This is a genomic window from Halobacillus sp. SY10 (assembly GCF_045401165.1).
Classification (GTDB): Bacteria; Bacillota; Bacilli; order Bacillales; family Halobacillaceae; genus Halobacillus; species Halobacillus aidingensis.
Map to the genome: position 1 here is coordinate 1,637,960 of NZ_CP174345.1, position 17,978 is coordinate 1,655,937.

At 47.2% G+C, this 17,978-nt stretch carries 16 protein-coding genes; 11 read left to right on the top strand and 5 right to left on the bottom strand.

The genetic code is table 11. The features are described 5' to 3' along the window. The first annotated feature begins 141 nt into the window (after positions 1–141). The 6 genes from ACJA3J_RS08440 (at position 142) to ACJA3J_RS08465 (ending at position 6,731) form a co-directional block, all read left to right on the top strand. Positions 142–963 carry a helix-turn-helix domain-containing protein gene (locus ACJA3J_RS08440; protein ID WP_089651040.1) on the top strand — a complete coding sequence of 274 codons (822 nt, stop codon included), beginning with the start codon at positions 142–144 and terminating at the stop codon, positions 961–963. 306 nt (positions 964–1,269) lie between these two features. After that, positions 1,270–2,283 (top strand): ABC transporter substrate-binding protein, encoded by a 1,014-nt coding sequence (locus tag ACJA3J_RS08445; RefSeq protein ID WP_406946017.1) that lies wholly within the window; start codon positions 1,270–1,272, stop codon positions 2,281–2,283. A gap of 14 nt (positions 2,284–2,297) precedes the next feature. Next, positions 2,298–4,322, top strand: a complete 2,025-nt coding sequence (locus tag ACJA3J_RS08450) for an iron ABC transporter permease (protein ID WP_406946018.1) — start codon at positions 2,298–2,300, stop codon at positions 4,320–4,322. A 75-nt stretch (positions 4,323–4,397) separates the two neighbouring features. Then, positions 4,398–5,366: a diaminopimelate epimerase gene (gene dapF / locus ACJA3J_RS08455; RefSeq protein ID WP_406946019.1), complete on the top strand. Its 969-nt coding sequence runs from the start codon at positions 4,398–4,400 to the stop codon at positions 5,364–5,366. Between the two features lie 4 nt (positions 5,367–5,370). After that, positions 5,371–5,766 carry a secondary thiamine-phosphate synthase enzyme YjbQ gene (locus ACJA3J_RS08460; RefSeq protein ID WP_406946020.1) on the top strand — a complete coding sequence of 132 codons (396 nt, stop codon included), beginning with the start codon at positions 5,371–5,373 and terminating at the stop codon, positions 5,764–5,766. 872 nt (positions 5,767–6,638) lie between these two features. Next, on the top strand, positions 6,639–6,731 hold the full coding sequence (locus ACJA3J_RS08465; protein WP_226591619.1) for a putative holin-like toxin: 93 nt from the start codon (positions 6,639–6,641) through the stop codon (positions 6,729–6,731). A 326-nt stretch (positions 6,732–7,057) separates the two neighbouring features. Here ACJA3J_RS08465 and ACJA3J_RS08470 read toward each other — a convergent pair whose 3' ends face one another. Then, complete coding sequence (locus ACJA3J_RS08470) at positions 7,058–8,308, bottom strand: YeeE/YedE family protein (RefSeq protein ID WP_406946021.1); 1,251 nt, start codon at positions 8,306–8,308, stop codon at positions 7,058–7,060. A 622-nt stretch (positions 8,309–8,930) separates the two neighbouring features. Here ACJA3J_RS08470 and ACJA3J_RS08475 point away from each other — a divergent pair. Next, the gene (locus ACJA3J_RS08475) at positions 8,931–9,167 is read left to right on the top strand and encodes a hypothetical protein (RefSeq protein WP_089651045.1); all 237 of its coding nucleotides are present in this window, start codon (positions 8,931–8,933) and stop codon (positions 9,165–9,167) included. Between the two features lie 226 nt (positions 9,168–9,393). On the opposite strand, the gene ACJA3J_RS08480 is transcribed toward ACJA3J_RS08475, so the two are convergent. Continuing rightward, entirely contained in the window at positions 9,394–9,888 is a 495-nt protein-coding gene (locus ACJA3J_RS08480) for a 3D domain-containing protein (RefSeq protein ID WP_089651046.1), read from the bottom strand. 443 nt (positions 9,889–10,331) lie between these two features. On the opposite strand from ACJA3J_RS08480, the gene ACJA3J_RS08485 reads away from it, so the two are divergent. Then, positions 10,332–11,483: a zinc ribbon domain-containing protein gene (locus ACJA3J_RS08485; protein WP_089651047.1), complete on the top strand. Its 1,152-nt coding sequence runs from the start codon at positions 10,332–10,334 to the stop codon at positions 11,481–11,483. A gap of 11 nt (positions 11,484–11,494) precedes the next feature. Continuing rightward, positions 11,495–12,649: a S1C family serine protease gene (locus ACJA3J_RS08490; RefSeq protein ID WP_406946022.1), complete on the top strand. Its 1,155-nt coding sequence runs from the start codon at positions 11,495–11,497 to the stop codon at positions 12,647–12,649. 229 nt (positions 12,650–12,878) lie between these two features. Here ACJA3J_RS08490 and ACJA3J_RS08495 read toward each other — a convergent pair whose 3' ends face one another. Continuing rightward, complete coding sequence (locus tag ACJA3J_RS08495) at positions 12,879–14,336, bottom strand: flavin monoamine oxidase family protein (protein WP_406946023.1); 1,458 nt, start codon at positions 14,334–14,336, stop codon at positions 12,879–12,881. 125 nt (positions 14,337–14,461) lie between these two features. Between ACJA3J_RS08495 and ACJA3J_RS08500 the strand changes: the two genes are divergently transcribed. Both ACJA3J_RS08500 and zupT read left to right on the top strand, forming a co-directional pair. Beyond that, entirely contained in the window at positions 14,462–15,127 is a 666-nt protein-coding gene (locus ACJA3J_RS08500; protein ID WP_406946024.1) for an SIMPL domain-containing protein, read from the top strand. Positions 15,128–15,343: 216 nt separating this feature from the next. Next, positions 15,344–16,150 carry a zinc transporter ZupT gene (zupT, locus tag ACJA3J_RS08505; protein ID WP_406946025.1) on the top strand — a complete coding sequence of 269 codons (807 nt, stop codon included), beginning with the start codon at positions 15,344–15,346 and terminating at the stop codon, positions 16,148–16,150. Between the two features lie 42 nt (positions 16,151–16,192). On the opposite strand, the gene ACJA3J_RS08510 is transcribed toward zupT, so the two are convergent. Both ACJA3J_RS08510 and yfkAB read right to left on the bottom strand, forming a co-directional pair. Further along, entirely contained in the window at positions 16,193–16,774 is a 582-nt protein-coding gene (locus ACJA3J_RS08510) for a YgjP-like metallopeptidase domain-containing protein (RefSeq protein ID WP_406946026.1), read from the bottom strand. An 18-nt stretch (positions 16,775–16,792) separates the two neighbouring features. Beyond that, positions 16,793–17,917, bottom strand: a complete 1,125-nt coding sequence (yfkAB, locus tag ACJA3J_RS08515) for a radical SAM/CxCxxxxC motif protein YfkAB (protein ID WP_406946027.1) — start codon at positions 17,915–17,917, stop codon at positions 16,793–16,795. Positions 17,918–17,978 lie beyond the last annotated feature (61 nt).

Genomic DNA, 17,978 nt, shown 5'->3' on the forward strand with positions numbered 1-17,978 from the left:
CTTAACGTCACAGGAAAGTACCTTAACGCCAATACAAAGTGTCCTAACTCTAAATTTTATGAAAAATTTCATTTTCTTAGACACCAAACGCTCACTTCTATCGATTATAGTTTGAGACTATAAAATGGGAGTGGAAGGAAAATGGATTGGAATAATATAAAAGAACATCAACGCTTCAAAGATAAAAAGGAGCTCGATCTGCATGTGCGCAGTTTTTTATACAAAAGAAAGGCAGCATTGTCAGAGGGAACGCTCAAGGTACTGACGTTCATCTGGCGTCATGCCGTCAAGTTTCCCGGCGTCGCTTTTCCGAAAAGAGCGACGATCACAAAAGGGACTGGATTGAGTGAGAGCACAGTGGTTCGTGCATTAAGAAGCTTAGTGAACGAGAAGTTGATTGAAAAAGTGACAACGAAGAAGCCGAACGGACGGCAGGGTGGCAACTTGCTCGTTTTCCTGCCCCAGCCGGATCTTTTTTTACCCTCGGATGACACCCCTCGTGACACCCTTCCTGACACCCCACAAAAAACGTCAACTCCCCAACAGGACAACCCTCAAGCGGCCAAATCCACACCTGAAACAGAGAAAAAACAGGGAGAATCTTCTATTAGTAAAGTTGTACCGTTTGATGTGACATTTCTGCCATCGTTCATCCCGTCTTCCTTCATTGAAACCTCTCAGCCGTTTGTAGGCGTAGAGCAGGTGCTGCCAGCTTGGCGGACGGTGCAGAGTGCGTTTAAACAATGGAAGCTGCAACAACCGATCGAGCATTATTTGGATAAGATCAACGAAACGTTCAGGCAGGCGGTTTTTGCTTATAAAAAAGGAATGGTACGTACAGAATTGCTGCGCTATTTTTATGGGGGATTGATGGAAGTGTTCAAACAGGTGGTGCGGAAGGAAGGCTTTGAGTCGGGGAAAGGTTTAATTTTTTATGATTGGCTGGAGGGAATGCATTCGTAATTGTAAGGATAGCGCCCTAAAGGAAATAGTAGCGACTTTAGGAGGTGGAGGAACGACTTAACGCAGGAAGTAACGCCCTAACCACTTGCCATAGCGACTTAAGGTGGTTGAATATCAGCCTAATGTTTCACAAGCGATTAATTGAGAAAAGTTTTCATTGACAGAAATTTGAGTCTGAGGTAGGATAGTGATTGTGATGATAATGAGAATCTTTATCAGTTGTTAAGTTTTTCTATATAAGGGTATAAAGATGAAGCGACGGATAAAGGATTCTACATAAAAGAAACGTGTGAAAGGATGTCAAATATGAAGAAGTTTTGGTTGTTTGCCCTTATGCTTGGGCTAGTCGTTCTTGCTGCCTGTGGTGGCGGATCTGAAGAAGGTTCCGAGAGTGAAGGAACAGAAAATCAGGAAGAAGAAACAACGGAAGAAGAGGAAACTCGTTCCGTGACAATTGAAGATGCAAACGGAGAACAGACGATCGAAGGAACACCTAAGAAAGTCGTTGTTTTAGAGTGGACCTATGCGGAAAACCTTCAGGCACTTGGCATGGAGCCGGTGGGTGTCGCTGGTCTTGATCAATATGGCGACTGGGTCAATGTCGGTATTCCATTCAGCGAAAAAGTGGAAGATGTAGGAACGCGTCAAGAGCCGAACTTGGAAGCGATCTCCCGTTTGAATCCTGATTTGATCATTGGTGTCGATTTCCGTCACAATGCCATCAAAGAAGATTTGGAAAGCATCGCGCCAACGGTCATGTTTGCACCATATTCTGAAGAAGCAGCACAGGATCAGTTCCAGAACATGAAAGATGAGTTCAACACGATGGCGAAAATCGTCGATAAAGAGGACAAGGCTGAACAGGTCCTTTCTGATATGGAGAATACATTCAAAGAGCAGCAGGCCCGCTTAGAAGAGGCGGGGAAAGATGGCATGAACTATGTGATCACACAAGCGTTCACGATGCAGGATACGCCGACGCTTCGTTTGTTCACAGACAACTCCATGGTCGCACAAATCATGAACAGCATGGGCATGAAGAACGATTATGAGTCTGAAAAGCTTGAAGTGTACGGCTACACGGAAACAACAGTAGAAGCGCTTCAGAACTATCAGGACTCCAACTTCTTCTACATCGTTCAGGAAGAAGACAACATTTTCAAAAAACAGCTGGCGGGCAACCCGGTATGGGAAAACCTTGCGTTCGTAAAAGAAGACCGTACGTATCAAATGCCAGGAGATGCTTGGACATTCGGTGGACCGCTATCCGCAGAAGTCTTGGCTGAACAAGTGGTCAACGCAGCCCTTGAAGAAAAATAAAGTGAGTGGATGTTATGAATTCTACACTTAAGAACACAATGATTGCGGTTCTCACCTTCGGAGGTGGGACCGCGTTGTTGTGTCTTTTAACATTTATACATATTAATCAAGGAAATGTAGAGATACCGCTCGGGGTCGTCGTTGAATCAATTATCAATCCTCAGGATACCCTGCAGCACCATACCGTCCGTACACTGCGGATGCCGCGTGCAGTCATGGGAATCATCGCCGGTGGCGCACTTGCCGTTTCCGGTGTGATTTTGCAGACGGTTACGAAAAACCCGTTATCTTCTGCAAGTACGCTCGGCATTCATTCAGGAACGTATTTTGCCGTTGTCGTCACAACGATTTTTCTGCCGGCCGCTATGGTCGGAAATGGAATCATGACTGCTTTTCTCGGCGGTATTCTGACGTTCCTGTTTGTTTACGTTCTCTCCGGTGGTTCGGATGCGACGCCTGTCCGGATGGTGCTTGCCGGGATGATTGTTACGTTCCTATTCTCAGCGCTTACGTCTGTCCTGCAGATTTTTTATGAAAATGAAACGCAGGGGTTGTTTTTGTGGGGATCTGGAACACTGATTCAGAATGACTGGGATGGAGTGACCTTTTCTCTGCCGGTAATCATTGTCGGTGTAGTGGTTACGATGATCTATTCAAGCAAGCTCGACACACTAACCCTGGGTGACGATGTCGCGACAGCGCTTGGACAGAATGTGCGCAGCGTTAAAGTGGTGACGATTATCGCCGCTGTGCTTTTGACGAGTGTGACGGTCAGTATCGTTGGACCGATTGGCTTCGTTGGACTTGTCGCGCCGCACTTGATCAAACTAATCGGTTACAGGGCCCACCTGCCGCTCATCTTAGGGTCGTTTTTATGGGGAGGAAACGTGCTTCTCTTAGCGGACGTCCTTGCCCGGGTCATCGATCCATCCTTCAATGAACTGCCGGTAGGTGCTATTACAGCACTTGTCGGTTCGCCGTGGCTCATCTGGCTTGTCATGCGGATGAAGCGGACAGGCAGCCAGGACAGCGGGGCGATTATGGCCGGGAAGAATTCCGCTACTTTGTCCATGAAAAAATTGCTGCCCGTATTGTTAGCGCTTATTACGATAACGCTGCTCGTCAGCCTTGCTTCAGGGAACTACGGATTCGAACCGTTGGTTACCTACAATGCGTTCTTCGGGGAAGCGAACACCTTCTTACAAAGTTTGATCATAGACTTGAGACTGCCTCGTGCGCTTGTTGCTTTGTTCAGTGGGGCGGTTCTCGCGGTCAGTGGTCTTATTTTCCAAGGCGTGTTACGGAACCCGCTTGCCGATCCTTCTGTTATTGGTATCACCTCAGGGGCAGGGGTCGGTGCGTTGATGACGATGTACTGGTTCAGTGTCTCGGCCGTCTGGATTCCGGTCGGCGCGATGGCCGGTGCGTTTGTGTTTTTCATCGTCGTCATGGCTCTAGGAGCAAAAGCCGAATTCCAGCCGACGGTGCTTGCATTACTCGGAATCGGGATGTCTGCGTTCGGTTCGGCTTTAATTCAAATCATAGTCGTCCAAGCGGATATCGGGGTGGCTTCTGCGTTGACGTGGCTATCCGGGACGACTTATGCAAAAGGGTGGAGTGAGCTGCTGCAATACTTGATCTGGCCGGTCTTGTTGTTCATCCCGCTGCTTGCGTTTTACATTAAAACGCTCGACGTCCTGTCACTCGGAGATGATACAGCGAAAGGACTCGGACTTCGTGTTGTGAACGTCCGTTTCCAAATGGCCTTGATTGCCACACTTCTTGCTGCCTGTAGTGTTGCTGCTGTCGGTTCGATCGGCTTTGTCGGCTTGATCGCGCCGCACTTGGCACGGCTGCTTGTCGGAAGCGTCAATCAGAAGCTTCTGCCTGTTACGATGCTGATCGGCGGGGCGCTGCTGGTCGTTGCTGATTTGTTCAGCCGGACTCTGCTTGCGCCGAACGAAATTCCATCAGGGATCCTCGTCGCCCTGATTGGAGCACCTTACTTTTTATGGTTGATGAAAAAGCGTGCGACTTAACGGTCACACGCTTCTTTTTTTACGCGTATGTATGCTATGATAATGAAAAAATGAACGCCAGGGGAGAGTTTTATTATGAAGATTCCATACATCAAATGCCACGGGTCGGGGAACGATTTCATCCTCATTGACGAGATTGAAAACGACTTTGGTTTTTCAGAAAAAGAGCGCGAGGAACTCTCGTTATTATTATGTGACCGTGAAAACGGAATCGGTTCGGATGGCATTCTTTTTGTTATGCCGAGTGAAAAAGCGGAAGGCCGGATGCGGATGTTCAACTCAGACGGCACGGAAGCGGAAATGTGCGGCAACGGTCTGCGCTGTGTCGCCCGCCATATGATTGAAAAACTCGGGAAAAAGGAAATTGCGATTGAAACAGAGAAAGCCGTGCTGCCCGTTTCTCAAGTAGAAGAGATTTTCCCTGAGATCGATACGTTCTCTGTCATGATTGAGCCTGTCAGTTTTGAGGTCGATTCACTGCCAATGAATTTTGCAGGGAAAGAAGCGGTCGATGTGAAGATTCCCGAGTTGTCTGAAGAGCGAACATTTACGGCTCTAAGTGTACCAAACCCGCACATCGTGACCATCGTCGATTCCGTCGATCAGGAAGAACTGCTATCGGTCGGGAAAAAGGCGAACGATTTGCCGGAAGTTTTTCCGAATGGTGTAAACGTAAGCTATGTCCAGGTGTTAGAGAAAAATAAAATCTTCGTCCGTACGTTCGAACGTGGGGTCGGATTGACAAACGCCTGCGGTACTGCCATGAGCGCTTCTTCGTTAGTGTCAACGATTCTAGGACCGAATGATTTGGGTACACCGATCGTTGTCATCAATAAAGGCGGACTCGTCAACTGTGTCGTCGAAAAAGACAACGGACGTTTCTCCATCCAGCTGCGCGGGAATGGAACCAATGTCTATCAAGCAGAGGTTGATGTCGATTTGGGAGCCCTTACTTTTGAAGTTTCAGAGAAGCAATTTTTTGAAGAAGAAAATGCGACCTATGAAAAACTAGAAGCGTTCGCTGCTTCAGAAATCGGAGGTTGATTCTATGTTAAAAACATTCCATGTTAAAACCGAGCATCATGATCAAATGATTGATGTGACCAGCCAGGTCCAGGACTGGATCCGTGAAGAAGGCGTCAAAGACGGTGTTGTCGTTGTGCAGTCGATGCACACGACGGCAGGCCTGACTGTGAATGAAAACGCCGATCCTGACGTGAAAACCGATATGCTGCGCCGCTTCCGTGAAGTGTATCCATGGGACCACCCTGAAGATCGTCATGCGGAAGGAAACACAGCCGCACATATGAAAACAAGTACGCTTGGACATGCTCAGACGCTGCTTGTGGAAGATGGCAAACTCGTTCTCGGTACATGGCAGGGACTTTACTTCTGTGAGTTCGACGGACCGAGAAGCCGGAAGTTTGTCGCGAAGTTGTTATAAGGAGAAAGGAAGGTACTTCAGTGCCTTCCTTTTTTAGATTATGGGTGGAGTGTTGAAGATTTCGTTTCGAGATGTTTCGGGGTTCGTTACCGTGTTGGGCGTAAGGGGTGGTTGGGAAGCTACTCGCTTTCCTGTGGGGGAGTGGCGAGCTTCCTCGGGCTAAAGCCCTGCGGGATCTCGCCTATCTCCTTTCTCCCACGGGAGTCTCGCAGCTTCCCAACCACCCCTTCCTAAGAAGGTGAGGAACACTCCCTTGGAGCCTTCCCCTATCGAAGTGTTATAAGCATAAACGCTCTATAACAAGCTTTTCGTATGCAGAATAGCGTCCTTAGGAGTTCATTCCCCTCCAATTACCATGGGCATAAAAGCGGCTTATTCTGGAAGTGGTTTCGAGATACCTGTATGGCAAAGGGGCGAAGGGGAATGGTGAGACTCCTATCTTAAGTGTGGAGGCGCCTCGATCAGCGGCGTATGGACTGGACTGAGCTGGCGGAGATAAAGGAAACACGAAGAGCGCAGCGATTCGATGTTGACTTATCGTACAGAAGCGAGGGAAGTCTCACTAGCCGCTAGGCGCCGGAACCGGATACCTAAGAGGAAAAAAGTGCATGGTGAGACCCCACAGGACGCAGTCCGAGGAGGCTCACCGCGCTCCCGCGGAAAGCGAGCGATTCCCCGCAGCCCCCATCCACTCAACAAAAGTCTCGAAACTCCCTCATCAACAAACGGGAGCGAGAGTGGAAGTAGGGATAGTCCAAAAAGACTGTCTGTTTCCGTGGAAGGACATGGTATAATTTAAAGTGGATCACGCTTTTCGCCAATTGAATAGGGTGTCGGCTAACCCCAGCGCAAAGGGGGTGATGCCTCTGAGTATGTATGAATCGTTGATGGTGATGATCGCGTTCAGTTCGTTCATCGTGTCCGTTCTCGGCTTAGTTGTCGCGATTTTACGCATAAAAAAATAGACTCCCTATTCTGACGTGAATGCGGGTGAGTCTATTTTAAGGCTGCGCCCTTTGGCTGAAGCGCTGATCCGGGAGGACCACAGTGCCAGCTGTGGTCCTTTTCTTATGTGTATCCTGTATCTACTCTTATCATACCACATTTTTTGAAAAAGAAACAGGTGAGTGGTTCGAACAGATATCAATGGAACTTGGATGATATCGCTTGAAATTTAAATATATCGGTTGAAATCTCAATATATCAATGAAAGGAAGACAGATCTCGGCTGAATATTCCATATATCAATAAACCTTAAAAACCTCCAGCCCGGAAGCTGGAGGTTTTCCTTTTAGCATATCGAATCTTTAGGGTTCGGGTTTTTCATGCCGAACATCGGCCGCAGGAACAGAGCGAGATATGTTCCGGCTAAGGCCATGATCATCCATACCCAGCCATGGAGGCTGAAGGATGCGATGCCGCCGAAGTAGGCGCCGATGTTGCAACCGAAAGCAAGGCGTGCGCCGTATCCCATCAGAACGCCGCCGATGATGGATGCAGCCCCAATGCCGGGCTTGATTTTTCCCGGTTTGAAGTTACCTTGGAAGCTTGCCGCAATGAACGCTCCAAGGATGATGCCGAAGTTCATGACACTCGTGGAGTCGGCAAGGACCGTCTGATTCAATGGTGCCGGATCATTGGACCAATATGTCCAATTCGCGACATCTACGCCGAACATTTGGATGAACTTGGATCCCCAAAGCGCAAAGGCGGAGGTGATGCCCCAAGGGTTGCCGCGGACAGCAAGGGTGATGGCATTCAATACGCCTAGGATGACGGCAGCAAGCAGCAGCGGCCACGCCCCGCGCCACAATTTTTTCAAACCGGTCGTCGTTTTGAGTGGCGCCATTTTCGGTGGGTTCTTTTTCCTGGCTACCTTAACGGTAATGCCGTAGATCCCTAAGAAAATCACCAGTTGCAGAATCCAGCCGCCGAAATAGCCAAAGCCGGTGGATTCCGCTAAAGAAATGGCCGGTAGGGTCGGCGTCTCGCGCCAGAACCCGATATGATACGCACCGAGCACTGAGCCTCCGATGAAACCTAGCAGCGTGAGGATCATCGACGATTTTCCTCCTCCGACAGTATATAGCGTTCCGGATGCACAGCCGGAGCCAAGCTGCATGCCGATACCGAAAATGAAGGAACCGAAGATGACACTGATGCCGACAGGGAACACATAGCCTTGAGGGGCGTTACCTGTGAAGCTGAACCCTGTCCCTAATATAATGGCAAAAAGCGTTGTTGCAACAGCGAGCATGAGCATGTGGGCTTGAAGACCTTGGACATTACCGACTGATATCAGCCGTCTGAATGCTGAAGTGAAGCCGAACCTTGCGTGCAGAAGCACGAGCCCGAAAGCAAGGCCGATCAAGAATAGAACGCCCTGTGTGAAGGTTGTGACAGATACTATCGTTATAAATAAAAGCAGCGATACGATCGCACCGATCCATACGAATGGTTTTTGTACCGGATCTAATGGAGCGATGACGGTCGAACGGGTGTTGTTTTCTTCAACCGTCTGCTGGACAGTTTGTTGTTGCATGTTTCATTCCTCCTAAATCCGATTTGTTTACTTAGTTTTAAATGAACTTTTGATATTGTAACGGAGACTCGTCTATTTGTAAATCATCCTGCATACAATGGTTGTACAAAGAGAACAAAGCTCAGTCTTTACGTAGAATTAACATGATTCAACGAGGACAAGTGGTAAAATAAATGTGTAGACAGGACGACCTAAAACAATTATTGGAGGGATGTCTTATACCTGTCGCTCGCTCATATGTTACTCGCTGGTTTTTCTTTGTTTGTAAAAAAGCAAATCGAAGAACTTCTTGGCGTACATCTGGCGCACCTCCCCCTACATAAAGACTGATCGAAAGCGACGCTGCTGGCGTGGCTTTTTTGTTGTTTAGGGAAGGTGTTTTGTGAAAGTTGCTAATAAATGGGGGGAAGTCACTAATATATAGGAGAAAGTTGCTAATATGTATGCTGAAGCTGCTAATAAACAGGAGGAAGCCGCTAATAATTAAGGCAATGTGGATATCTTATGTCAAGGTTTGGCGAACAGTACTAGAAGTTGATGTATGAGTTTTAATTTTAAGATTAAACTAAAAAACAGGTGGGTAAGTAATAGTAAGTTACATATAGGAAAAGGAGTGGTTAACATGGCGAAGAAAAAAGAGTGGCACGTGATTTTCCTTTTGGATAGCAAGCGTGTCGTGACGCACGACCTTGAGCTGAGTGAAGAAATGGATGAGCGTGAGGCGTCCGAATTCATCGTCAAACAGCTGGATAAGGGCACATGGTGGTTTTTGGAAGATGGTGTAGCGCTTCATACCAGTGGTGTGGAAAGTTTTTATTTGGACAAATGTGCGAAGAAAACAAGGTTCAGCAGAGATTAAAAAAATGGGCAGCTTTCCTGTAAAAAGGAAGCTGCCCATTTTTTATACGCTTTTAAGGTTGAAAGAGTCGGCCTTCATGACAGCGTGATCGTTGATGAGAATTCATACCCCGTTCGTCAAGGCATTAGAATGAGTGGGTAAACAAGGAACGCTTCTAGGAAAAATGATTCGCTCTTAGAGAAGACAAATCGGTTTAAAATAAAAAACTCTCCCTGGAAGGAAGAGTTTAATTCAAGATCTCAACTTTTACTTGTCGGCGCCCATAGTCGAAGGCGTCTTTTTCCTGTGCCATAAAGAGATCGATGCGGTGACCTTCAATATCTCCGCCGATGTCGCCAGCAACGGCTACGCCATAGCCGGGCACGCGGACTTTAGAGCCGAGTGGGATGACGTTCGGATCGACGGCGATCACTTTTTGATTCGGATTGGCACGGAGATCGATACCTGTGTACGTGACTCCGCTGCATCCTTCGCAAAAAGCCGTGTAGGCAGTCGCTTCAACAGCAACGGTACGCTTGACGTCATCTTTCGAAGCGGAGGCCGTGACGGCTTTCTTTTCTTTGTCAGGAAAACGTTCGAGATCTTTTGTTTTTTTATCTAAAGATAGGGATTTCGTTTCTATATTTTGTGCGGGCTTGTCCACTTCATCGGCAGCTACCGGAAGTGTAAGTCCGAAGATGATCATAGGCAGAAGAAGAAGGGAAAAAAGACGTTTGTTCATAAGTAAAGGTCCCCTTTCAATATTTCACTTTGCCTATTGTAACAACCACCGGACCACCATACAAAGACAAAATACCTACAAAAAGATTACATTCCCGTGACAAATGACACCCTGTTGAAAAAGAGCCGCTTTTTTTTCGTGCGGCTCCTGCTATTTTCAGCGGGACGTCCCTTTACGTTTACGTCCACAACACGGTTTTGAGGGCTTTCTGCTCGGCTTGTTTTCATTAGGGCGATTCGACATGAGGACCCTCCTCTCGGGTTTGAGATATATCATTTTATGCAGACAAATGAGAACGGGCCGTGCGCTTACCCTGCATGCAGGAATTTTTTTAAAAAAAGGGACCTATGTCGTTTACTTATCCAGCGGAAGGCATGCTATAATAGATAAGGATTCTTAGAGATTCCAGAATTATGAAAGTGATAGAAAAGGAGGACGGGACCATGACTGAATGTCCTCATTGTAAGCATATGGTGGATGACGGTGCCCGTTACTGTTCCCAATGTGGAAAGAACTTGATGGAAACACCTGAACCGAATAGCACGTCTAAACGATCGTGGTTGCCAATCATTACGCCTTTTATCATGCTTGCCGTAATGGGGGTAGCCCTTTATTTTGTTTATGACTATCAGAAAGATGTGAATGCCGAAGTCGTTGCGATGAAAAAAGAAGCGGAGCAGGAAGCTCTTGCCGGTGAGTACCGGGAAGCAGAAAAACTGCTCGTCGGAGCGATCGACCGCCGTCCGGAGCTTGAAGCGCTTCAAAAGGAACTCGGATCTGTGCAGGAAGCTTTGACATGGGATCAGGAGCTTGAGACGGTCGGCCAGTGGATCGAAGAAGGTTCGTTGAAAAAAGCGAGTGAGAAGCTCACGGCCATTCAAGAGTCTTTGCGACAGGAAGACAGCCGTTTGCTTGTTACCCTTGTTCCAAAAATGAATGAAATGGATTCCAGACTGACATTGAAGGAAATCAATCAGGAACTTTCGAAAATCACAGATGTGGATGAACTGGCAGCAAAACTGAATACATTATCCGACCTGAATTTGGAGGAAGCTTCCAAAGTACGGGATAAAATTTTTGAAAAAATCGTAAACCAATCGACGAAAAAAGCGGAAGCGGCAGCGGGAGAAAAGCGCTATGCTGAAGCGATTGCCATCATCGATCAGGGCTTGCAGTACGTTTCCAATGACGAAAAATTGATTCAGTTGAAGGAACGGATCCAACAGGAGAAGAAGGCCTTCGAACAAGCGGAACAGCAAAGGCTGGAAAGTGCCATGCAGCAAGCGGCACAGGATGAATTGCGTAACCAGACCCAGGCACTTGAAGTTGTTGACCTCTCGATTACAAAAGATGAGTTCGGTGATTACAAAGTGAAGGGTTCCTTGAAAAGTGTGGCGACACAAATCATCAGTACGGTGACTGTGAAATATGACATCCTCGATAAAGAAGGAAACGTCGTCCGCTCTGAATCTGTGAAAGTTTTTCCGAACTATTTGAACCCTGGAGATCAGGGAACGTTTGATAAAGTACATTATGAATTAGAAGAGGGAGAATACTCCGTCGAAATGACAGAGATGGAGTGGCTCGTAGAATAGGGGGATGGAAGATGAAACGATCTTGGATCATCAGCCTTCTCGCCACTCTTCTGATCCTCGGTGGCGGGATTGCGGGCGTTTTCTACGTCATGGATACCGTTCAAAAGGACGTGACGGTTTCAGCGGTTTTAAATGAACCACCGGCTGAGGATGACGAAGAGGGAGAAGTACCGAAAGAAACACAGGAGATCATTTTTGAATCACAGAAGCTTGTCGTGCAGTTAGAGCTTGAAGACGGTTCTGTCGGATCGGGGTTTTTGTACAATGATCAAGGAGATATCATAACGAATGCGCACGTCGTTGCGAATACAGAGAAGGTCAATGTCATTACATCCGATGGAAAGAAAATGCCCGGCGACGTAATCGGAGTCAGCCGCGACATTGACGTCGCTGTCGTTCGAGTGCCAGGCTTGAAAGGAAAAGAGCCACTGCCAATCAGAAAAGAAGATTCAGCAGAGCTGCTCGATGAAGTTTTGGCGCTTGGAAGTCCTCTAGGGCTGCAAAATACCGTCACACGAGGGGAAATCAGCGGCCTTGAACGGACGCTCGACATCGAGCCCTTCCATTACAAAAACTTATACCAAATTTCAGCACCGATCTCACCAGGAAACAGTGGAGGACCCCTTCTTGATAGGGAAACCGGTGAAGTCATCGGCATTAACTCCGCTAAAATGGATGACGAATCGATCGGTTTCAGCATCCCTATTGCCGATGTCCTGCCGATGGTGAGGCGTTGGAGTGAATCTCCGATGCGCTCCCTTCCGGAATTCCCGGAACTCACCGGTGAGGTCTACTCACCTGTAACAGGGACGGATGCCGAGCAGGCAAGTTATATGGTGCAGTATTTTTATGACAGTATCAATCAAGGTGATTTCGTCACAGCATATTCCCTGCTCAGCGCCAGCTGGCAGGAAGACATTTCGTTTGAAGACTTCCGCTCTGGGTACAACAATACGCTCAGTGTGAAAGTGGATAACCTCGTCGCAGATCCACAGGGGGATAAGGTCGAAGTCACCGCTTTCCTCACGGCTGAAGAAACGGTCGATGGGGAAGTGCAGATGAAGAAGTACAAAGTCGTCTATCCGGTCAAAAAAGAGAACCAATCTGTCAAAATCTGGAGCGGTTCCGGTGAAGAGCTAAGTGCCGAGCAGGAAGAAGCATCCTAAGAATAAAAATCCCTTTCCACTTTAAACGGTGGAAAGGGATTTTTTGTTGGATATTGTGAAACGGTTAACAGCAAACCTGGCACTTGAACTGCTTTTTTTGGTTCCAGGTACAGTCGCTCGTTTTGTGGTTCCAGGTACCGAACGCTTTCATGCGGTTCCAGGTACGAGAAAAAAGTTTTCCGTACCTGGAACCACCCACTGTGGAACCACCCACTTTGTCACCCGACCATCACCGTTCATTAATTTCTTTCGCAGCGCGGATGCCGGATTCTACAGCTCCCTCCATCCAGCCGTGGTAGGAGGATGTTTGTTCTCCAGCAAAGTGGATCCGACCTTCCGGGAGCGGCATCACTCCTTCAAGGTCACGGCTCTGTCCCGGGGTGAATAAGGTGAAGCACCCGGCGGAGAATGGATTTTGGCTCCAATTGTAAACAACGCTCTGCATGTATTCTTCGTACACGACGTTTCCATACACACGAGCGAGATTCTCTAGTACTTGTTTGGTCGCTTCTTTTTTGCTGAGGCTGTTGAACAGCAGCGCGTTCTGCCCCCATGTGTAACTGGCAAGCAGGACCCCCGGACCCGGCATACCCTGATGATGGCTCGCCTGATAAGCAAAGCGGATCGGTAAGTCAGAAATGAGGTTTCCGACCGCATACCTTTCCCAGAAACGGGACTTGAATTCGATGCCGATCTTGACGGCTGGTACGTTAATGACCTCTCGAATGGCTTGCCATTTTTTCTGTGATAAGCACCCAAAGGGAAAAACGTCAATGAATTGAAAGGCGCTGAAAGGAATGGTCGTCAGTAAAAAATCTCCACTCCAGCACGATGGCTTCAAAAAACGCTGGTCTTCCGTGTGAACGGTGACACGGTCATGGTTGTGGACGATCTTCGTCACTTTTTGTTCAAAGTAAAGGTTATCGATGAGTTCAGGAAGAAAAGCATGAGGGAGCCGGTCATTGCCGCCCTGGATTTCAACGAATTCTGTCTGCCCATTAAAAATGGGGAACGTGATATCAATTAAAATATCAAGAAAAGAAAACTCAGGAAAGCCTTCCATGCCAAGCACGACTTTGATCATGCGTACAGCATTATTAGACATCGAGGGGCCGTAAGGGTTGTTTCTCAAATATTCCCCCATCGAAAAATTAGAAAATTGATCCTCCAATTTCTTCTTTTCCTGATCTGAACTTTTTCGGTAAAGGTCTAAAAATGGCTGAACAGCGTCAAGAAACAATTGCTCCGCCGTTTTCCCTCGTTCGTGCGGGAGGAGGTGGTATTGTAATAGGTCAGGATTTTGTTCATATTGTGAACGGAACACCTTTTGACCATTAATCATCAAAAGGTCGTTGGGTTTAGAGTTAATAAAGGGGTTGGTCGTTATGCCAAACTTATCTATATACGTTTGGATGTATTGGTGATTTTTAGGAATTCTCATGGCGCCGGCGTCTATGTAATTACCGTTCGAAAAAGGTTCCCGGATGGTATGGACCCTTCCACCGACTCGATCGTTTCCTTCTAAAATAATGACGTCATGCCCGGCTTTCTTTAAAAGGGACCCGGCAACAAGCCCGGCCATACCCGCACCTAAAATAAGTATCCGTTTCTTACGTCCGTAATTAGGTAACCCCTCGAGAATATGTGATTTATATTCTTGCACGCTTTCTTCATATGCACGATGCATCGTCGCCACCCCCTTTTACTATCTATTCAAAAAATGGAAATAAAAGTATAGGGAGAAATCCTTATCTAGAGAAAGGACATAATCCTCTGTCCTCCTTCATTAAATAAAAAAGGAGGAGATGCGAGATGTATTACTCTGGTATGAGACAGGTAGGAAGAGAAGGGGAGAGCCGACTTCTTAAAGTCAATGGCGTCGGTAAAGTTCAAGTGCGTCCCGATGTTGCGAATGTGAACATCGGCGTCGTGACACAAGATAATAACTTGGAAAAAGCACAGCAGGAAAATGCTCGTACGATGGAAAATGTGCGCAGTCAGTTGGTTGCTGCCGGCATTCCGGAAGAAAACATTCAGACGGCCGACTTCTTCATTTTTCCTGAATATGATTATGTTGATGGCAAGCAGGAGTTTCGAGGTTATCAAGTGACCCATACCTTAAAAGTGACGATCGATGTTGTGAGTCAAACCGGTTTTATCATCGATACAGCGGTAGCGGCCGGGGCGAACCGGATATCCAATATTTCGTTTACCGTGAGTGATCCGTATCAGAATTATCAAGAAGCGTTAAGAATCGCTCTCGGAAACGCGCTCGCAAATGCGCAGACCATCGCGGGCACAATGGGGCTGAACCTGGATCAAACCCCTGTCAAAATCATTGAACTAGGCACAACGCCTGCTGTTCCCGTGCAAACTTTTCAAAAAGCGGACGTACTCGGAGCGACTGCCACTCCGATCGAACCCGGGACGCTCGAAACGGTCGCCAGGGTGGAAGCGCATTTTCAATATTTGCCTTAAATAGCTGCTTTCCAAAATGGAAGGTGGTTTTTTTATGGGCAAAAAAGGATAGATTATGCACGGGAGGACCTAAATATGAATATAAAAGTTGAGAATAATGTGTAGCACTTATTTTATGGGCTCATAAAATATAACTGAAACTAAAAAAGTTGCTCTAAGGAAAAACCTTCGTTACAATGTGCTTAGAGAAAATGTTCGAATTGAAGGAGAGGTACAATGGAAAACTTGTTATTGGCTTTCGGGCTGACCTTACTTGCCGGATTAGCCACAGGTGTAGGGAGCTTGATTGCATTTTTTGCGAAGACGACGAACACGAAGTTCCTTTCCCTTGCGCTCGGTTTTTCAGCAGGGGTCATGATCTATGTATCTATGGTGGAAATCTTTTTTAAAGCACAGGATGCCTTAGTTGATGCAATGGGGAACGAACCAGGCCGGTGGATGACCGTTGGTGCCTTCTTCGGAGGAATGCTCGTCATTGCACTCATCGATAAATTCATACCGAAGTCAGGGAACCCTCACGAAGTGAAAAAAGTGGAAGACATGTCGAAGCGTCAGACAGCTGTGAAAGATCCTGATTTATTGAAGATGGGAACGTTCACAGCGCTTGCGATCGCGATACACAACTTCCCGGAAGGAATCGCGACATTTACGGCTGCCTTGAACGACCCGGCACTCGGAATTGCGATTGCTGCGGCGATTGCGATTCATAACATTCCAGAGGGAATCGCGGTATCCGTGCCGGTGTACTATGCCACAGGAGACAAGAAGAAAGCATTTAAGCTTTCGTTCCTGAGTGGTTTGTCTGAACCGATTGGTGCGGTTCTAGCCTATCTTTTGTTGATGCCGTTCTTGAACGACATGGTGTTCGGTATTCTGTTTGCAGGGGTGGCAGGGATCATGGTGTTCATTTCCCTTGATGAATTGCTGCCTGCATCCAGAAGGTACGGAGAAGCGCATTTATCGATTTACGGGGTCGTCGCCGGAATGGCCGTCATGGCTTTGAGCCTTCTGTTATTTATCTGAAAAAATGCCCAGCAAGCGATATCGCTTGCTGGGCATTTTTTGTTAACACGTTTTCTCGTGAATTAGATCTTCGATGGTCTCTTGGATTTTTTGTTTCGATCTTTGAACAAGCCGCCAGTTGAGATGGATGCGGTCTTGATCTTTCACACCGAGCCTGAGGTAGTCTTGTTCTGACGCGGCTTGCCACTCTGAAAGCGTCGAAAACTTTTCCTCCGATTTCCGGCTAAGCCATAGGCTCGCTTCTATTCTGAGCTGTTGGTTCGCTTCTTCCGCTGTCCATGTTTCGGGATAAGCAAAAAGGAAGGTTCCTTTTCGAAAAGCGAAGTGCGCTTCATCTTTATGTTCAATTTTCAGCCGGTAAGAGCGGCCAAGGTAAGAAATCTTTTCGTTCTCGGAAGCGATAAGCCCATCGACTGCGTATAAATCTTCATGCGTCTTCTGCCATTTTTCAAAAATCCAATCCACTTTTTTCTCTACAAAAGCCTGAATCTTTGCTTCCTCTTTTTGAGGGGGAACGGTCACTTTTACACCATTTAAATCGTCGAGATAAATTTTGATAAAAGAGACCTCTTGTTTTTCTACAGTATAAGTTATTTTTCTTTCGTCAAAAGTAACAGTTGGCATCATAGCCTCCTTTCTATCTTACAACGTAATGTGCGTTTTCCGTTTTTGGAAATCGACACCTTCATAGTACGTGTTTTTGACAAGGACATTCGGTCCGAGGCATTTCACGGCTGGACAATGACAGTTCAGGCTTTTCGCTGTACTAGTAGTAAGCCAGTTGTTGTAAGCATCTGTAAGCTTCGTGTCTTGAATGTTCCCAAGCCCAGGCTCGTCACCGAAATCTGTCACAATAATATCGCCTGAGAAAATGTTGACGTTCAAGCGGGAGCGCCCGTCTGGATCATTTCTTACCGTCACATTCTTTTCGCTGTACAGGCGCTTCAGCATATCGAGATCATCCTGTGAAGAACTGCATGGATAGTAGGGAAGCGTTCCGAATAACATCCACATGTCGTCATCCCGATGATCTAGCAGCCGGTTGATGCCTTCACGCATTTGTTCAAGGCTCAACGTCTCCAAACTGCTGGCAAAATCCACTGGGTACATCGGGTGAATCTCGTGGCGCGCACATTTCATTTCTTTCACATGATCATGAATCGATTCTAGGTAGGGGAACGTACGACGGTTCAGCATCGTTTCAGCCGAGACCATGACCCCTTCTTCAGAAAGTCGCTGGGAATTTTCTACCATCCGGTCAAAGAACTTCTTACGGTTTTCTTCGGATGGTTTCCGCTCCATACGGGCAAATCCGGTATGGATGAATTCTTCGATCGTTCCCCAGTTGTGGGAAATATGTAAAACGTCCAAATAAGGAATGATCGGGATGTAACGCTCATACGGAAGCGTCAAGTTGGAATTGATTTGTGTCCGCACTCCGCGCTCGTGCGCGTATTTCAGCAGGGGGACCACATAGTTCTCTACAGACTTCTTGGACATCATCGGTTCCCCGCCCGTGATGCTGAGCGTCCTCAAATGAGGGATTTCATCGAGACGCTTTCTGAGCAAGTCCATCGGCAAAGCCTCGGGGTCCTTCGCACCTAACGTATATCCGACCGCACAGTGCTCACAACGCATGTTGCAGAGCGTCGTCGTCGTAAATTCAATGTTCGATAACGTCATCTTTCCGTGTTCTTCCACGTCCATATACGCTTCCCACGGGTCATAAGAAGGGGTAAGCGCCTGAAGCTTCATGTTCGTACTCATAAAATATGAAACTTCCTTTCTATTAATATTTATTCGGTCGATAACCTTTACCATTCTACCA